At 64.0% G+C, this 15,823-nt stretch carries 16 protein-coding genes; 6 read left to right on the top strand and 10 right to left on the bottom strand.

What is annotated here, in order from left to right; all coding sequences use genetic code 11:
• The first annotated feature begins 67 nt into the window (after positions 1 to 67).
• Genes mksB through mksF form a run of 3 tightly spaced genes read left to right on the top strand, consistent with a single transcriptional unit; the run spans position 68 to position 4,882 of the window.
• Positions 68 to 1,357 (top strand): Mks condensin complex protein MksB, encoded by a 1,290-nt coding sequence (gene mksB / locus JYG34_RS03880; RefSeq protein WP_011532175.1) that lies wholly within the window; start codon positions 68 to 70, stop codon positions 1,355 to 1,357.
• Complete coding sequence (gene mksE / locus JYG34_RS03875) at positions 1,347 to 2,054, top strand: Mks condensin complex protein MksE (protein WP_213659550.1); 708 nt, start codon at positions 1,347 to 1,349, stop codon at positions 2,052 to 2,054. Before mksB ends, mksE begins: the two co-directional genes overlap by 11 nt.
• Positions 2,051 to 4,882 carry an Mks condensin complex protein MksF gene (gene mksF / locus JYG34_RS03870; protein ID WP_213659549.1) on the top strand — a complete coding sequence of 944 codons (2,832 nt, stop codon included), beginning with the start codon at positions 2,051 to 2,053 and terminating at the stop codon, positions 4,880 to 4,882. The genes mksE and mksF overlap by 4 nt, the downstream gene beginning before the upstream one ends.
• Positions 4,883 to 5,007: 125 nt before the next feature.
• On the opposite strand, the gene JYG34_RS03865 is transcribed toward mksF, so the two are convergent.
• From JYG34_RS03865 to rplU, 5 genes are all read right to left on the bottom strand, one after another.
• Positions 5,008 to 5,454 carry a CreA family protein gene (locus JYG34_RS03865; protein ID WP_213661108.1) on the bottom strand — a complete coding sequence of 149 codons (447 nt, stop codon included), beginning with the start codon at positions 5,452 to 5,454 and terminating at the stop codon, positions 5,008 to 5,010.
• Between the two features lie 23 nt (positions 5,455 to 5,477).
• Positions 5,478 to 6,596 carry a glutamate 5-kinase gene (gene proB / locus JYG34_RS03860; RefSeq protein ID WP_213659548.1) on the bottom strand — a complete coding sequence of 373 codons (1,119 nt, stop codon included), beginning with the start codon at positions 6,594 to 6,596 and terminating at the stop codon, positions 5,478 to 5,480.
• Positions 6,597 to 6,683: 87 nt separating this feature from the next.
• The gene (cgtA, locus tag JYG34_RS03855) at positions 6,684 to 7,907 is read right to left on the bottom strand and encodes an Obg family GTPase CgtA (protein ID WP_213659547.1); all 1,224 of its coding nucleotides are present in this window, start codon (positions 7,905 to 7,907) and stop codon (positions 6,684 to 6,686) included.
• A 187-nt stretch (positions 7,908 to 8,094) separates the two neighbouring features.
• The gene (rpmA, locus tag JYG34_RS03850; RefSeq protein WP_003247464.1) at positions 8,095 to 8,352 is read right to left on the bottom strand and encodes a 50S ribosomal protein L27; all 258 of its coding nucleotides are present in this window, start codon (positions 8,350 to 8,352) and stop codon (positions 8,095 to 8,097) included.
• A 37-nt stretch (positions 8,353 to 8,389) separates the two neighbouring features.
• Positions 8,390 to 8,704: a 50S ribosomal protein L21 gene (gene rplU, locus JYG34_RS03845; RefSeq protein WP_011532169.1), complete on the bottom strand. Its 315-nt coding sequence runs from the start codon at positions 8,702 to 8,704 to the stop codon at positions 8,390 to 8,392.
• Positions 8,705 to 8,949: 245 nt separating this feature from the next.
• Here rplU and JYG34_RS03840 point away from each other — a divergent pair, with 245 nt between their 5' ends.
• The 3 genes from JYG34_RS03840 to JYG34_RS03830 all read left to right on the top strand — a co-directional run bounded on the left by JYG34_RS03840 (position 8,950) and on the right by JYG34_RS03830 (position 10,820).
• Positions 8,950 to 9,918: a polyprenyl synthetase family protein gene (locus JYG34_RS03840; protein WP_213659546.1), complete on the top strand. Its 969-nt coding sequence runs from the start codon at positions 8,950 to 8,952 to the stop codon at positions 9,916 to 9,918.
• A 166-nt stretch (positions 9,919 to 10,084) separates the two neighbouring features.
• Positions 10,085 to 10,426: a zinc ribbon domain-containing protein YjdM gene (locus tag JYG34_RS03835; RefSeq protein ID WP_213659545.1), complete on the top strand. Its 342-nt coding sequence runs from the start codon at positions 10,085 to 10,087 to the stop codon at positions 10,424 to 10,426.
• 148 nt (positions 10,427 to 10,574) lie between these two features.
• Complete coding sequence (locus JYG34_RS03830) at positions 10,575 to 10,820, top strand: PA4570 family protein (RefSeq protein ID WP_213659544.1); 246 nt, start codon at positions 10,575 to 10,577, stop codon at positions 10,818 to 10,820.
• Positions 10,821 to 10,890: 70 nt separating this feature from the next.
• Here the strand turns inward: JYG34_RS03830 and JYG34_RS03825 are convergent, their stop codons facing one another.
• The 5 genes from JYG34_RS03825 to JYG34_RS03805 all read right to left on the bottom strand — a co-directional run bounded on the left by JYG34_RS03825 (position 10,891) and on the right by JYG34_RS03805 (position 15,594).
• Complete coding sequence (locus JYG34_RS03825; protein ID WP_011532165.1) at positions 10,891 to 11,508, bottom strand: FKBP-type peptidyl-prolyl cis-trans isomerase; 618 nt, start codon at positions 11,506 to 11,508, stop codon at positions 10,891 to 10,893.
• Positions 11,509 to 11,594: 86 nt separating this feature from the next.
• Entirely contained in the window at positions 11,595 to 11,900 is a 306-nt protein-coding gene (locus JYG34_RS03820; RefSeq protein WP_213659543.1) for a DUF6482 family protein, read from the bottom strand.
• A gap of 126 nt (positions 11,901 to 12,026) precedes the next feature.
• A complete protein-coding gene (locus JYG34_RS03815) occupies positions 12,027 to 12,515 on the bottom strand; it encodes a TIGR00645 family protein (RefSeq protein ID WP_011532163.1) in 489 nt (162 codons plus the stop codon).
• Positions 12,516 to 12,654: 139 nt separating this feature from the next.
• Positions 12,655 to 12,993, bottom strand: a complete 339-nt coding sequence (locus tag JYG34_RS03810; RefSeq protein ID WP_011532162.1) for a hypothetical protein — start codon at positions 12,991 to 12,993, stop codon at positions 12,655 to 12,657.
• Between the two features lie 162 nt (positions 12,994 to 13,155).
• Entirely contained in the window at positions 13,156 to 15,594 is a 2,439-nt protein-coding gene (locus tag JYG34_RS03805) for a Lon protease family protein (protein WP_213659542.1), read from the bottom strand.
• Positions 15,595 to 15,823: the final 229 nt, after the last annotated feature.

Raw genomic sequence — 15,823 nt, 5'->3', positions numbered from 1 at the left:
GGGTGAATTCCTCCCCCCCGGATGCAGTACAATCGCCCCTTTTATTTGGCAACGAGTCGACCCGCCAATGATCGAACCCAAGCGCGTCCTGCGCGCCCTAGCCGAACACTGGGCCCTGATCGAGCCGCTGTGCGAGCGCTTCGACCAGGGCACCCTGAGCCTGGTCGAGCTGCGCCAGCAGCTGGCCCGCCAGCAGGTGGAAAGCACCCCGCAGGACATCACCCAGCTGCTCGACGTGTGGATCCGCCTGGACATCCTGGTCCCGGTGGCCAAGAGCCCGAACCGCTTCGAGCTCAACGCGCAGATCCACGACTTCCTCGCCTACCTGCGCCGCGAGCACCGGCTGGGCCTGTGCCTGGAGATCGAGGCGTATCTACGCCACCTGGAACGCCTGGCCGGGCATATCCAGGACGCCTTCGACAACCGCGACAGCGACGACCTGGCGCGCCAGTTGCGCCTGCTCGACATGCGCGTGCGCGATGTATTGAAGAAGCTCGACAACGACGAACAGGCGTTGGTGGCCGTGGCCGAACGGGCCAAGACCAGCAACCGCCAGATCCCCCTGCGCCAGCGCTACGCCGAAGTACTGGCGACCTGGGACGAATACGTCGAACCCATGATCCAGCTGGTCAACGCCGACGGCGCCTTCGAGCAGGGCGTGCGCAAGGTCGAGACCGTGCTGCTGCGCCTGCTGGGCGAGCAGGCGCGCCTGGGCCACCTGGTCGACGACGACATGCTGCTGCGTACCCACGCGCGCATCCTCGAGATGCAGACCAGCGCCCAGCTTACCTTGCGCCATGCCCGCGAACTGCTGCTGCCGCTGCGTGAAGAGGCGCGCCGGCACAACGCCGTGACCCGTGGCGCGGCGCTGGCCTTGTCGGTGATCCGCAAGAAGGGCATCGACGCCGTGCCGCAGGCGGCCATGCCGCTGTTCACCCGCCCGCAGAGCACCTTCCTCGGCAGTGCCAGCCAGGTCGAGGCCTACGTCTACGCCCTGGCCCGCTTCGAGCCCAAGCCTGCGCGCTTCCCCAAGGCGCACAAGACGCAAAAGGGCCCGCTGCCCCGCGCCCCGCGCACGGTCAAAGAGATGCTCGAGCGTTGCGAAGACGCCCTGCCGCTGCCGGACCTGATGGTCTGGCTGCTGGAGCAGGAGCCCGAAGGCGCCACCGACGAACTGCTGTACTGGTTCTCGCGCCTGTCGCGCGAGAAGCGCTTCAGCCGCGAACGCCTCGACCGCCAGCAATACCTCACCCGCGAACACCTGGTCAGCCTGCGCTCCTTCGCCCTGACTTCCAGCCGCGACAACAAGCCGGCGACCACGACCGAATCCACCGCGAGCCCCACCCATGCATCTTGATCTCTCCGAACTGTCCCAGCTCGCGCCGATCTTCCGCGAGCTGTTCAAGGGCTTCCACATCAGCCGCCGCGACCCGGAGCTGTACGCCCAGCTGTCGAACTTCCAGGACCAGTACCGCACCCTGTTCAAGGCCCTCGGTTTCGAGTTGGTCTGCGACACCCGTGGTTTCTACTACTTCGTCCCTGAACAAGCCGCCGCGCAGGTCAACAAGACCGCCCAGCGCCTGTCGCTGTTCACCTTCATCCTGGTCGAGCACCTGGCCGACCAGGGCCGCGACCCGATGGCCGTGCTCGACGGCGGCAGCATCGGCCGTGACGAACTACCGTCGCTGCTGGACAAGTACCGCGACCTGTTCCTGCAGGCAGAAGTGCAGACGGTCGACGAGCTCGAAGAAAAGATCATGCGCCGCATGACCCAGCTGGGCTTCGCCTTCGAGGAAGGCGGCATCTACCGCTTCATGCCGCCGATGCACCGTTTCCTCGACGTGTGCCTGGCGGTCCAGCAGGACCGCGACCTGGCCGCCACCCTGCACAGCGACCTGCCGCTGCCGGTGCCCGTGCTGGTGGTCGAAGAAACGCCCGAAGAACTCAACCGCACCGACGACCCGCTCGACCTCACCCCGTTCGATGGTGATGAGAGCGAGGAGGACGCCCTGGCCCGGGCGATCCGCGAAGAGCAACAGGAGATTGACGCATGAGCCAGGAACGCTACGGCATCCGCCGCTTCGCACTGCTCAACACCGCCGGCTACAGCCTCGGCCTGTTCCCCCTGGAACACCCGCTGTCGGTCTATGGCGCCAACAACCTGGGTAAATCGGCGTCGATCAACGCGCTGCAGTTCCCGATCCTGGCGCGCATGTCCGACATGAGCTTCGGCAAGTACAGCCTGGAGCAGTCGCGCCGCTTCTACTTCGCCACCGACACCAGCTACATCCTCTGCGAACTGAACCTGCCCCACGGCCCGCACGTGATCGGCGTGGTCGGCCGCGGCCCGGGTGGCGGCTTCGGCCACCAGTTCTTCGCCTACCAGGGCGAGCTGGACCTGGCCCACTACCAGAAAGACGACACCTGCCTGCGCCAGAAAGAGCTGTTCACCAACCTCGAGCGCAACGGCCTGAAGGCCTACGAGCTCAAGCCGGACGAACTGCGCCGGCTGCTGGTCGGCGGCCACACCTCGGTGCCGCTGGACCTCACCCTGATCCCGCTGCGCTCGACCAGCGAGCAAAGCCTGAAGACCTTCCGCGCCCTGTTCATCAACCTACTGCACATGCGCGAAATCACCGCCGCCAAGCTCAAGCAGCTGTTCCTCGACGCCTTCGAGCACAGCCTGCGCTCGGGCAGCGTCGACTACATCGCCGCCTGTGAAGAGGCCTTCCGCGACGTGCGTCGCATGGAAGGCGACTACAACGCCCTGGTGGCCGCCGGCCCCCTGGTCGAAGCCCTGGCCGGCGGCGTGGCCCAGCGCGACATCCTGCGCGGCAAGCTGCACCGCATCTCGCCCTTGCTCGACAACCTGCTGGGCACCTGGCAGGAATACGCCATGGCGCGCAAGGAAGAGCTGACCATCCAGGCCGAGCACTACCGTGGCGAGCAGGACCGCCTGCAGAACGACCAGCGCGGCGGCACCCAGGAGCTGATGCGCCTGGAGCGCGAGATCACCGGCATCCAGCGCTGGCTGGGTGAGCTGTCGGTGCTCAAGCACCGCTTCGCCCTGGTCACCGACGTCAAGGTGCTGGAGCAGCAACTGCTGGCCGCCAAGGACGCCCACGACGAACTGGCCGGCGCCCTGGCCCAGTCGCGGCAGTTCTCCGCCGAGGACCTCGACGAGCGCGTGCGCGACCTGGAAAAACGCGTCAAGGCGGTCAAGCAGCAGCTCGACCACGCCGACAACAACAGCTACGCCCGCCTGCGCGAGGAGTTCTCGCAGCAGGACGTCGACCGCCTGATGCGCCTGTTCAACGGCGCGCTGTTCAGCCTGCCGCTGGGTGAGCGCGGCATCGAGCTGGACGAAAGCGACGTGTGGGTGAAGACCCTCGAAAACGTGCTCGACCGTTTCAAGGGCGAACGCTTCGAAGTGCCGGGCCTGTCCATCGACATCTCGCACATCGACCCGCCCGCGCTGCAGGCCCTGGCCGACCGCGCCGCCCTGCGCGACCAGAAGGAGCGCCTGGAAAAAGAGCTCAAGCAGCTCAAGACCCAGCAGGCCGTGGCCCTCGACCGCGCAGCCAGCAAGGCGCAGACCGAGGCCCTGTACCAGCAGGTGCTGGATGCGCAGAAGGCCCTGGAAGACTTCCGCCGCACCGAGACCCTGGCTGCCGAAGAGCCGGAGAAGATGGAGCAACTGGGCCAGTTGGAAGCCGCCCAGGACGAGCTCAAGCGCTCCAGCGACGCCTTCACCGAACGCGTCCAGCAACTGTCGGCCAAGCTGCAGCTGGTGGGCCGGCAGATCGCCGACCTCGAAGCCAAGCAACGCACCCTCGAGGACGCCCTGCGCCGTCGCCAGTTGCTGCCGGCCGACCTGCCGTTCGGCACGCCATTCATGGAGGCGATCGACGACTCCATGGACAACCTGCTGCCGCTGCTCAACGACTACCAGGACAGCTGGCAGGCGCTGCAACGCGTGGACAACCAGATCGAGGCGCTGTACGCCCAGGTGCGCCTGAAGGGCGTGGCCAAGTTCGACAGCGAAGACGACATGGAGCGCCGCCTGCAGCTGCTGATCAACGCCTACTCGCACCGCACCGAGGAAGCGCTGACCCTGGCCAAGGCCCGCCGCGCCGCGGTCACCGACATCGCCCGGACCCTGCGCAACATCCGCAGCGACTACGACAGCCTCGAGCACCAGCTGGCGCTGTTCAACCGCGAGATCAACAAGCGCCAGGTATCGAACCTGGAGAGCTTCCGCGTGGTGCTGGCACCAAACAAGGAAGCGCTCAAGCACATCGACCAGATCATCCATAGCGCCGGCCAGTACGAGGAAGGCGAAACGCTGTCGGTGTTCGACCTGACGCAAAGCGCCGAGCAGGATCACAAGAACGAAGAGGCCAAGGAGTACCTGGCGCGGCTGGTGGCGGCCAACCACAACCAGCTGGGCCTGAAGGACCTGTTCGAACTGGCCTTCGAGATCACCAAGATCAACAGCCAGCCGGTGATCCACGCCGACATCGACGGCGCCGCCTCCAACGGCACCACCATGACCATCAAGGCGCTGACCAACATGTACCTGTTGCTGCACCTGATGGACCGCGACCTGGCCGGGCGCATTCGCCTGCCGTACTACCTCGACGAGGCGGCGGACATCGACGAACGCAACCAGGCGGCGCTGCTGGAGACCAGCCAGCAGCTGGGCTTCGTACCGATTCTGGCGAGCGTGAAGCCGCAAGTGTCGGCGCGGGTGGCGATCGACCTGGAAGGTGGCAGCGGGCCGAACGGCATCTACATCGACGAGGCAGACTGGAAGTACATCAGCCGTCGCGACGAAGTGAAGGCCATCGTGCGCGAGGATGAGGCCGAGGAACTGGCCTGATCAGGTGTATTGGGGCCGCTTTGCGGCCCATCGCGGATGAATCCGCTCCTACAGGGTTATGCGCACCTCTGTAGGAGCGGATTTATCCGCGAAAGGAGGCCGAAGGCCTCCCCGCTATCTATAAGTTATTGCTGAGCCCACGGCACAATCGGAATCGCCGTCACCGCATTCTGCGGGCTACCTTCGATCACGCGGTCGCTATACACCAGGTACACCAGCGTATTGCGCTTCTTGTCGAGGAACCGCACCACCTGCATGGTCTTGAACACCAGCGAGGTGCGCTCCTTGAACACCTCCTCGCCATCTTTCAACTCACCCTTGAAGTGGATCGGCCCCACCTGGCGACAGGCGATCGATGCTTCGGCTCGATCTTCGGCCAGCCCCAACCCACCCTTGATGCCGCCAGTCTTGGCCCGCGACAGGTAGCAGGTCACGCCATCGACCTTCGGGTCATCGAATGCCTCGACCACGATACGGTCGTTCGGCCCGACGAACTTGAACACGGTGGACACCTGGCCGATCTCCTCGGCCCCGGCCAGCATCGGCAGCATCAGCGCCGCCACGGCAAACATCCTTTTCAGCACGGTGATCTCCTTCAGACCAGGACCAGGTTGTCGCGGTGCACCAGTTCCGGCTCCGCGCTGTAGCCCAGCAGGCTCTCGATGGCGTCGGACGGCTGGCCGATGATCTTCTGCGCCTCCAGGGCGCTGTAGTTGGCCAGGCCACGGGCGATCTCCTGGCCATCCGGACCGACGCAAACCACCATCTCGCCACGGCGGAAGCTGCCCTGCACGGTCTTCACCCCCACCGGCAACAGACTCTTGTTGGCCTGGCGCAGCGCCTGCACGGCGCCGTCGTCGAGCACCAGGGTGCCGCGGGTCTGCAGGTGGCCAGCCAGCCACTGCTTGCGCGCGGCAAGCATGCCGCGCTCGGGCGACAGCAGGGTGCCCAGGCGCTCGCCGGCCTTCAGGCGGTCCAGCACGCGCTCGATACGGCCACCGATGATGATGGTGTGGGCACCGGAACGCGCAGCCAGGCGCGCGGCGCGCAGCTTGGTCTGCATGCCGCCACGGCCCAGGGCGCCACCGGTACCACCGGCCACGGCATCCAGCGCCGGATCGTCGGCGCGGGCTTCATGGATGAGCTGGGCTTCGGGGTTGTTGCGCGGGTCGGCATCGAACATGCCGTCGCGGTCAGTGAGGATCACCAGCAGGTCGGCCTCGACCAGGTTGGCCACCAGGGCAGCCAGGGTGTCGTTGTCGCCGAAGCGGATTTCGTCGGTGACCACGGTGTCGTTCTCGTTGATCACCGGCACCACGCCCAGGTCGACCAGCGTGCGCAGGGTACTGCGCGCATTGAGGTAGCGCTTGCGGTCAGAGAGGTCGTCGTGGGTCAGCAGGATCTGCGCGGTGTGCTTGCCGTGCTCGCCGAAGCTCGACTCCCAGGCCTGCACCAGGCGCATCTGGCCGATCGAGGCCGCAGCCTGCAGCTCGTTCATCGCACTCGGTCGCGAAGTCCAGCCCAGCTGGCTCATGCCAGCGGCCACGGCCCCGGAGGAGACCAGCACCAGTTCCACGCCCGCCTCGCGCAGGGCCACCATCTGCTCGACCCACACCGCCATGGCGCCGCGGTCCAGCCCCTTGCCATCGGCGGTCAGCAGCGCGCTGCCGATCTTCACGACCCAGCGCTGGGCGCCAGTCACCTTGCTTCGCATCTTCTCTTCCAACCTATGTCGAATCTGTAGATACCGTGGATACAAAAACGCCGCTCCAGAGAGCGGCGTTTAGTGTACTGCAACCGATCAGTCGCGCACGTAAATGATTTCCGGGCCGTCTTCGTCGTCCTCGAAATCATCCCAGTCGTCATCGTCGCCGATGTCGTGCACGCTCTTGACGCCGGTGCGGCGCAAGGTGCGGGCGTCGTCCAGGGCCTGCAGCTGGGCGCGGGCCTCGTCCTCGATGCGCTGGTCGAGCTCGGCCAGCTCTTCGGCGTAGGCCGGGTCGTTGGCCAGGCGGTCGGCGCGGTCTTCGAGATAACGCATCAGGTCGTGGCTGAGTTTCTCGGTGCCCTGCTTGGCGATGGCCGAGATCACGTAGACCGGGCCCTCCCAGTTCAGGCGCTCGACCACTTCCTTGACGCGCTCGTCGCGCTCGTCGTCCATGATCATGTCGGCTTTGTTCAGCACCAGCCAACGCTCACGGTCGACCAGCGCCGGGCTGAACTGCGCCAGCTCGTTGATGATCACTTCGGCGGCATCGGCCGGGCTGCTGCCGTCCAGCGGCGCCAGGTCGACCAGGTGCAGCAATACGCGGGTACGGGCCAGGTGCTTGAGGAAGCGGATACCCAGGCCTGCGCCTTCGGAGGCGCCTTCGATCAAGCCGGGGATGTCGGCGATGACGAAGCTCTTCCAGCGGTCGACGCTGACCACGCCCAGGTTGGGCACCAGGGTGGTGAACGGGTAGTCGGCGACTTTCGGCTTGGCGGCCGACACCGAACGGATGAAGGTGCTCTTGCCGGCGTTCGGCAAGCCCAGCAGACCGACGTCGGCCAGCACTTTCATTTCCATCTTCAGGTCGCGCTGGTCGCCTGGTTTGCCTGGCGTGGTCTGGCGCGGCGCACGGTTGGTGCTGGACTTGAAGCGGGTGTTGCCCAGGCCGTGCCAGCCGCCCTGGGCGACCATCAGCTTCTGGCCGGGGGTGATCAGGTCACCGATGACCTCCTGCGTGGAGGCGTCGATCACGGTGGTACCGACCGGCACGCGCAGGAACAGGTCGTCGCCCTTCTTGCCGGTGCAGTCGGTGCTGCCGCCGTTGGAGCCGCGCTGGGCTTCATGATGGCGGGTATAGCGATAGTCGACGAGGGTGTTGAGGTTCTCGTCGGCCACCATGTACACCGAGCCGCCGTCGCCGCCGTCACCACCGTTGGGGCCACCGTTCTCGATGAATTTCTCGCGGCGGAAGCTCATGCAACCGTTGCCGCCGTCACCGGCTTTTACCCGGATCGATACTTCGTCTACAAACTTCATTCAAAACCGCCTCTCGCCGGTTGGCGAGCTGAATACTGAAAACCTGAGGCTCTTGCAAAAATGAGCGCGGCGGCCCCGTACGACCGTAGAAACCCACGCCGGCAGCCCATACAAACAGCTTTGCAAGAGGCTCACCACAAACGAAAAAGCCCCGTCGCATGACGGGGCTTCTGGAGCGACGTCGCGATTAAGCGGCGACGATGCTCACGTAACGGCGCATGAACTCGCCTTTTTTCTCGAACTTGATCACGCCTTCGATCTTGGCGAACAAGGTGTGGTCCTTGCCCATGCCAACGCCGTAGCCAGCGTGGAATTCGGTGCCGCGCTGACGGACGATGATGTTGCCCGGCTTGATAACCTGGCCGCCATACATCTTCACGCCAAGGCGTTTAGATTCTGAGTCGCGACCGTTACGAGTACTACCACCAGCCTTCTTGTGAGCCATGGTTCAATTCTCCAATAAATTCAGGGGATCGGGGCGATTAAGCCTGGATACCGGTGATTTTGATCTCGGTGAACCACTGGCGGTGGCCCATGCGCTTCATGTGGTGCTTACGACGACGGAACTTGATGATGCGAACCTTGTCGTGGCGGCCTTGGGAAACGACTTCGGCCACTACTTTAGCGCCAGCAACAACTGGAGCACCGATGGTGACGTCGTCACCGTTGGCGACCAGCAGGACGCGATCGAAAGTCACGGATTCGCCGGTGGCGACTTCCAGCTTCTCGATCTTGAGGAATTCACCTTCAGCGACTTTGTACTGCTTGCCGCCGGTAACGATTACTGCGTAAGACATGGTATTTCTCCGATAATCCTGCTCACCCAGCGCTTTATATGATGAGTATTGGCTGGCATGGCTGCACAAGGCTGGAAAGGCCCGGCGCAATTGCGTAAGGCAGGTGCTGCCCAGGAAAGTTAGGGTGCGCGATTGTACGCAACCCTATAAATGCTTGCAAGTACCGGCCCGGGGCCACGGCCACCGCGCCTTGACACACTGGTACCCGCGACCTAGCATGCCGCGCAACCTCAATGGAGCAGCCGATGCAACCCCAAACCTTCTACCGCGCGGTAGCTGATGATTTCAGCGCCGTCGACGAGATCATCAAGAAGCAGCTGACCTCGCGCGTGCCGCTGGTATCGAAGATCGGCGACTATATCACGTCCGCCGGCGGCAAGCGCCTGCGCCCGCTGCTGGTGCTGCTGTGCGGCAAGGCCCTGGGCCGTGAAGGCGATGACCTGCGCCTGCTGGCGGCGACCATCGAGTTCCTGCACACCGCCACGCTGCTGCACGACGACGTGGTCGACATGTCCGGCATGCGCCGTGGCCGTTCCACCGCCAACGCCCTGTGGGGCAACGCCCCGAGCGTGCTGGTGGGCGACTTCCTCTATTCGCGCTCGTTCGAGATGATGGTCGAGCTGGGCTCGATGCCGGTCATGCAGATCCTCTCCAAGGCCACCCGGGTGATCGCCGAGGGTGAAGTGCTGCAGCTGTCGCGCGTGCGCGACGCCAGCACCACCGAGGAAATCTACATGGACGTCATCCGCGGCAAGACCGCGATGCTGTTCGAAGCCTCGACCCACAGCGCCGCCGCGCTGGCCGGCGCCAGCGACGAGCAGCGCGAAGCCCTGCGCACCTTCGGTGACCACCTGGGCGTGGCCTTCCAGCTGGTCGACGACCTGCTGGACTACAAGGGCGACTCGGAAACCCTCGGCAAGAACGTCGGCGACGACCTGGCCGAAGGCAAGCCGACCCTGCCACTGATCTACGCCATGCGCGAAGGCACCCCCGAACAAGCGGCGCTGGTGCGCCAGGCGATCCAGAAGGGTGGCCTCGAGGACCTGGAGCAGATTCGCATCGCTGTCGAAGCCTCCGGCGCCCTGGCCTACACCGCGCAGATGGCCCGTGACTACGTCGCCCGCGCCATCGCCTGCCTGGAAGTGTTGCCGGCCAGCGAGTACCGGGATGCACTGGTCGAGCTGAGCGAGTTCGCCGTAGCACGTACGCACTAAACACATCGCATCGCCCTTTTCGCGGGTAAACCCGCTCCTACAGGTCCACCACTTACCTGTAGGGGCGGGTTTACCCGCGAATGCTTTTGCACAGGCAAAGCACATTTCCCAGGCAAAACCTTATACAATGTGCGCCTTTGTTCGTCTGTACTTGAAAGGAAACGCCGTGAGCACTCTGCCACCCTGCCCTAAATGCAACTCCGAATACACCTACGAGGATGGCACCCAGCTGATCTGCCCCGAATGCGCCCATGAGTGGTCGCAGAACGGTGAAGCCGACGCCGTCAGCGATGACGTGGTGAAAAAGGATTCGGTCGGCAACGTCCTGCAGGACGGTGACACCGTCACCGTGATCAAGGACCTCAAGGTCAAGGGCTCATCGCTCGTGGTCAAGGTCGGCACCAAGGTCAAGAACATCCGCCTGTGCGACGGCGACCACGACATCGACTGCAAGATCGACGGCATCGGCGCGATGAAGCTGAAGTCCGAGTTCGTCCGCAAGGTCTGACACATTCTTCAGGGCTGCCCGCCGGGCGGCCCTGACAGATCCCGCAACGGGATCGTGCGCACCATTGGGCAGAAATCTTCCAATAGTCTCTTGCTATTTTGGTAATAAGAATTATTCTCATTGGAACCGCTATCCAAGGAGAATAGCCATGACCTATCTGATCGACGCCTGGCTCGACCGCCCCCACCCCTACCTGCGCATCCTGCATCGCGAGACTGGCGAAGTCTGTGCCGTGCTTGAAGAAGACGCGCTCGACGAACTGCGCGACCAGGGCGACCTGGATCTTAGCGGGTTGAACTCAAGTGAACCGGGGGTGCTCAAGGAGGTGGTGCGCAACCTGTTCCTGTTCTGCTATGCGCGGGCGTTGCGCCCGGGGGGAACGGATTGGAACTGAAAAGCTTCGCCGACAAGCCGGCCCCTACGCATTCGCTGCCTGTAGGAGCCGGCTTGCCGGCGAACGGGCATTACAGAACGTCGAGCAGCTCGACGTCGAACACCAGCACGCTGTGCGGCGGAATGCTACCAACGCCTTGGGCACCGTAGGCCAGCTCGCTTGGCACGTACAGGCGCCATTTGCTACCGGCGTTCATCAGTTGCAGGGCTTCGGTCCAGCCGGCGATCACGCCACCGACCGGGAATTCAGCCGGCTGGCCACGCTCGTAGGAGCTGTCGAACACGGTGCCGTCGATCAGGGTGCCGTGGTAGTGGGTACGCACGTTGTCTTCGCGCGAAGGCTTGGCGCCCTCGCCTGCGGTCAGCACTTCGTACTGCAGGCCCGAGGCCAGGGTGACGATGCCTTCACGCTTGGCGTTATCGGCCAGGAATTCCTTGCCAACGGCAGCGGCAGCTTCAGCCTTGGCTGCGGCTTCGGCTTGCATCACTTCACGGATGACTTTGAAAGCAGCCGACAGGTCGGCTTCACTGACTCGGCTGTCGGCGCCGTTGAAGGCGTCGGTCAGGCCGGCCACGATGGCCTCCAGGTTGACACCCGGTGGCGGGTTGTCACGCAGCTGGCCGCCCAGCTGGCGGCCAATGCCGTAGCTGACGCGGGTTTCGTCGGTGGACAGGTTGAGTTCGGACATGGGCTTGCTCCACTTAAGGGCGCACTGCATCCGCGCCCTTGATGAAAAGGGCGAGCAGCCTAGCACACTGGCGCGGCGTGAAGCAGCTACCAGGCCGAACGCTGGGAAATCGGGACCTTGAGGTCTTCTTCCGGATGCGTGCCCAAGCCGCACATCTCGTCCTGCACGGACCAGTGCACCAGGTTCATCGACAGCAGGGGAAGCGATTGCAGGAGTTGCCGTGCATCTTCGACCGAGTGCACGCGCAGGCGCTTGCCACGGGTATCGTCCAGGGGGTGGGCGCGGCCCTTGACCCGGGCTTCGAGCAGGTAGTCACCGCCTTCGATGGCGATCAGGTTGAGTTCGTCGACATGGCCGGCCCTGGCCTCTGTGTTGAGCTGATGCAGGTTCATGGGCGTACCTCGCTGCGGGAACCACGCATGAGTGCTCATTTTTTGTACAGAACACCGCAAAGCACAAGCCCGCCTGTCTGTTTCGGCCCCTTTTCGCGGGTACACCCGCGAAGAGGCCTCAGGAGATCAATGCTTGGTAATGCGATCCAGGTAACCCATGACAAACGCCGAGACAACGAAGGTCATGTGGATGATCACGTACCACATCAGGTAGTCGGTGGAGATGTTCTGGGCATCCATGAACACCCGCAGCAGGTGGATCGAGGAGATGGCGACGATGGAGGCGGCAACCTTCATCTTCAGCGACGAGGAGTCCATCTTGCCGAGCCAGCTCAGTTTCTCCTTGCTGTCGTCGATGTCCAGCTGCGAAACGAAGTTTTCGTAGCCCGAGATCATCACCATCACCAGCAGGCCGCCGACCAGCGACATGTCGATCAACGACAGGATCACCAGGACCAGGTCTGCCTCGGCCAGGGTGAAGACGTTGGGCAGGACATGGATGATTTCCTGGAAGAACTTCAGCGCCAGTGCCAGCAGGCCAAGCGAGAGGCCGAAGTAGATGGGGGCGAGCAGCCAGCGCGAGGCGTACATCGCATTTTCGAGGATACGTTCCATGGACAGTTAGGGACTCTTGAGGTGACTGGAAAAGCGGGCGCGAGTATAGCCAGCCACCTGTGACAGCAAAAGCCTGCGGTCGTTTCGCGATATGCCTGCAGGAGCCAGCTTGCTGGCTCCTGCAAAGAATGCGGTGTGGTCAGGTTTCCGGGTGGAACTGGTAGTCCCCCAGATTCCGGCAGCGCTCGCCGTTGATCTTGCGCAGCTGCGCCTGCAGGTGCAGGCACCAGATCTGCGGGTCTTGCGCGACCTGGTAACCATGGAGGGTGAGGCTGTCGACGATGGCATTCATCACCGACTCGGCCACCAGCGGACCATGAAACGGCCCCTGGGCCTTGATCGCCGAGGGTTGTTCGCCGGCCATGCCGGCGGCGAAGAGCAAGGTCCACATGCCGTTGTCGCCGGCCAATGGACGAATGCAGCATTCGATGCGGGTCACCAGGCCCAGGCACTGGCGGGTGAGGCTGAGGTTGCGCATGGCGGCGTCCCCTCTGTGAAGCCCTGTTCAGCCCGAAACCATCGGGCTGTTTCCATCCTGAACCCTGATACTGTCCCTAAGTTCCACTTTAGCCGACCTGCGGAAAAGTTAGAAAACCGGCGCTGAACGGTAGCACATGGCCGCCAGCGCCGATTTATTGACTCAGGCAGGCTTGGCCTGTGCGATGACCTCCTCCAGCCGCTCCTTCTCGGCTTCCTTGATCTCTTCCTCGCTGATCATCTCGGCAATCACCCGCAGGCGCTCCACCACCCGCGCGTTGACACTGCCTTCGGCGAACTCGCCCTTGTCGTCCAGGGCACCGGCCTCCTCGCCCACCAGCAGGCTCAGGGCTTCGTCGGCCTGGCTTACGGCGTAGACATGGAACTGACCGGCCTCGACCGCCTGCAGCACACGCTCGTCCAGCATCAGCGTGGCGACGTTGGCCCGCGGGATGATCACCCCTTGCTCACCGGTCAGGCCACGGGCCTCGCAGAGGCGGAAGAAGCCTTCGATCTTCTCGTTCACCCCCCCCACTGCCTGCACCTCACCGAACTGGTTGATCGAGCCGGTGATGGCGAAGCACTGCTTGAGCGGCGTGCGCGACAACGCCGAGATCAAGGTGCAGGCCTCGCCCAGCGAAGCGCTGTCACCGTCGACGTAGCCGTACGATTGCTCCAGGGCGATGCTCGCCGAGATCGCCAGCGGGAACTCCTGGGCATAGCGGCTGCCCAGGTACCCGGTCAGGATCATCACGCCCTTGGAGTGGATCGGCTGCCCCAGGTTGACCTCGCGCTCAATGTCGACGATGCCGCTGCCGCCCGGGTAGACGGTGGCGGAGATCCGCGCCGGCATGCCGAACGCCGAGTCGCCGACTTCGAGCACGGTCAGGCCATTGCACTTGCCGATAGCCGCGCCTTCGGTATCGATCAGGATGATGCCGGCGAGCATATCGTCGAGCACCCGCTGCGACACGCGCCCGGTGCGCGTGGCCTTGGCCTTGAGCGCCCGCTCGATGTGCCCGGCGTCGGTCATGCTTTCATTGGCCAGCTGGCGGATGAAGTCCGCCTCGCTGACCAGCTGGAACAGGTCGCCGATGCGCGCCGAAAGCCGCGACTGGTTCTCCGCCAGGCGTGCGCTGTAGGTGGCCAGGCGCGCCACCGCGTCGCTGGTCAGCGGCGCCATGCCTTCTTCATTGGTGCGGGTGCGCAACAGCTGGGCGAACTGCTCCAGGTTCTCGTCGACCATGGGCATGTCTTCGTCGAAGTCGACCAGCACCCGGAACATTTCCTGGAAGTCCGAGTCGTGATCCTGCAGCGCGTAGTACAGCTGACGCGAACCGATGATCACCAGCTTGACGTTGAGCGGGATCATCTGCGGCGTGAGGCTGACCGTGGCGACCCGCCCCAGTTCGCCCAACGGCGACTCCATCTTCAGCTTGCGCGACTGCAGGGCGCGCTTGAGGGCGTCCCAGACGAACGGCTCACCGAGCATCTTCTCGGCTTCGAGAATCAGGAAGCCGCCGTTGGCGCGGTGCAAGGCCCCCGCGCGCAGCTGGCGATAGGAGGTGTACAACGCGCCCTGGTCGGTGCTGTATTCGATCCGCCCGAACAGGTTGTCGTAGGTCGGGTGCGGTTCGAACACCACCGGCGCTCCGCCCTTGTGAGGGTGCCCGACGACCAGATTGGGGGCGTACTGCTCCTCGAGCATCTTGCGCGCCACCGCGTCGGTCTTGCTGTCGTCGACCAGTTGCTCGACCACGGTACGCAGCAGGTTCATCTGGACGGACTGCAGGTAGGCGCAGACCGCGGCGTTTTCCGCGTATTTCTGCGACAGCGGCGCCAGCAGCGGCTGCAAGGCCAGGGTGATGGTCTCTTCATTGAGCTGGCGCAGCTGGTTGTTCGACTCGCGCTTCCATTGAGGCAGGCTCGACAACTCTTCGTTCAAGCGCTCCTCGAGCTCGGCGATGTCCTCGTGGAAGCGTTCACGCACCTCTTCCGGCAATTGGGCGAACTCGGCTTCGTCCAGCGCCTTGCCGTCGCCCATCGGTGTGAAGGCGACGTTGCTGCTGTCGCGATACAGGGCCACGTCCTTTTCCAGCGAGGCGCGCTCGATGACATCCAGGGCACGGTCGTAGCGCTGGTTGAAGGCGCGGTCGATGGCGCTTTTCTTCTGCTGGTAGGAGGGGTGCTCGAACACCGCCGGGAACGTCGCCAGCAGGTTGTCGATCAGCCCGTTCATGTCGCTGATGAACGCATTGGCGCTGCCGGCCGGCAACTCCAGCGCGCGAGGCTCGCGAGACTCCTCGAAATTGTTCACGTAGAGCCAGTCGGCGGGCGTGTGCTGGCGCTTGCCTTCGGCTTTGAGATAACGCTTCACGAACGAGAACCGGCCAGTGCCGGGCTCGCCCATCACATACACGTTGTAACCCGGGCGCGGCATGGCCACGCCGAACTGCAGGGCCTCGACGGCACGCTCCTGGCCCAGGACACCACGAAACGGCTCCAGATCATCTGTGTTGGAGAAGGCAAACTGTTCAGCGGAGAAACGCCGGGTCAGGGCTTCGGGCGCGAGACGCAGGCGCGAGGCGACAGGATCGGGCATTGGGTTTCCTTACTTCGGCGGGGCGGATGACAGGCATTCTGGCGCTGCCAGCGCGCAGCGGCAAGGCTGCGCGAGACTTTATGTCGCAGTCCAACAATGCCAGTCACGCAAGCAATTTTTCGCAATAAACAACGCAACCTTTGGATCGTGCCTAAACTCCAAACTGCGCGGGGGGCTGTAGGGCCTTTCCGACCTGGCAACCGCGTTGCCAGAACCCTGACCATTGGTA

The organism is Pseudomonas entomophila (genome assembly GCF_018417595.1).
Taxonomy (GTDB): Bacteria; Pseudomonadota; Gammaproteobacteria; order Pseudomonadales; family Pseudomonadaceae; genus Aquipseudomonas; species Aquipseudomonas entomophila_C.
The sequence above is the reverse complement of the archived record's forward strand: the minus strand, read 5'-3'. Positions and strand labels throughout refer to the sequence as shown.

Bases quoted from the DNA above. Each gene is read 5' to 3' on its own strand.
- JYG34_RS03810 (WP_011532162.1), bottom strand. From the start codon at position 12,993: ATGCGCAACCTCAGCCTCACCCGCCAGTGCCTGGGCCTGGTGACCCGC.
- rplU (WP_011532169.1), bottom strand. From the start codon at position 8,704: ATGTCTTACGCAGTAATCGTTACCGGCGGCAAGCAGTACAAAGTCGCT.
- mksB (WP_011532175.1), top strand. From the start codon at position 68: ATGATCGAACCCAAGCGCGTCCTGCGCGCCCTAGCCGAACACTGGGCC.
- proB (WP_213659548.1), bottom strand. From the start codon at position 6,596: ATGCGAAGCAAGGTGACTGGCGCCCAGCGCTGGGTCGTGAAGATCGGC.
- mksF (WP_213659549.1), top strand. From the start codon at position 2,051: ATGAGCCAGGAACGCTACGGCATCCGCCGCTTCGCACTGCTCAACACC.
- JYG34_RS03830 (WP_213659544.1), top strand. From the start codon at position 10,575: ATGACCTATCTGATCGACGCCTGGCTCGACCGCCCCCACCCCTACCTG.
- JYG34_RS03865 (WP_213661108.1), bottom strand. From the start codon at position 5,454: ATGTTTGCCGTGGCGGCGCTGATGCTGCCGATGCTGGCCGGGGCCGAG.
- JYG34_RS03820 (WP_213659543.1), bottom strand. From the start codon at position 11,900: ATGAACCTGCATCAGCTCAACACAGAGGCCAGGGCCGGCCATGTCGAC.
- mksE (WP_213659550.1), top strand. From the start codon at position 1,347: ATGCATCTTGATCTCTCCGAACTGTCCCAGCTCGCGCCGATCTTCCGC.
- JYG34_RS03805 (WP_213659542.1), bottom strand. From the start codon at position 15,594: ATGCCCGATCCTGTCGCCTCGCGCCTGCGTCTCGCGCCCGAAGCCCTG.
- JYG34_RS03815 (WP_011532163.1), bottom strand. From the start codon at position 12,515: ATGGAACGTATCCTCGAAAATGCGATGTACGCCTCGCGCTGGCTGCTC.
- JYG34_RS03840 (WP_213659546.1), top strand. From the start codon at position 8,950: ATGCAACCCCAAACCTTCTACCGCGCGGTAGCTGATGATTTCAGCGCC.
- rpmA (WP_003247464.1), bottom strand. From the start codon at position 8,352: ATGGCTCACAAGAAGGCTGGTGGTAGTACTCGTAACGGTCGCGACTCA.
- cgtA (WP_213659547.1), bottom strand. From the start codon at position 7,907: ATGAAGTTTGTAGACGAAGTATCGATCCGGGTAAAAGCCGGTGACGGC.
- JYG34_RS03825 (WP_011532165.1), bottom strand. From the start codon at position 11,508: ATGTCCGAACTCAACCTGTCCACCGACGAAACCCGCGTCAGCTACGGC.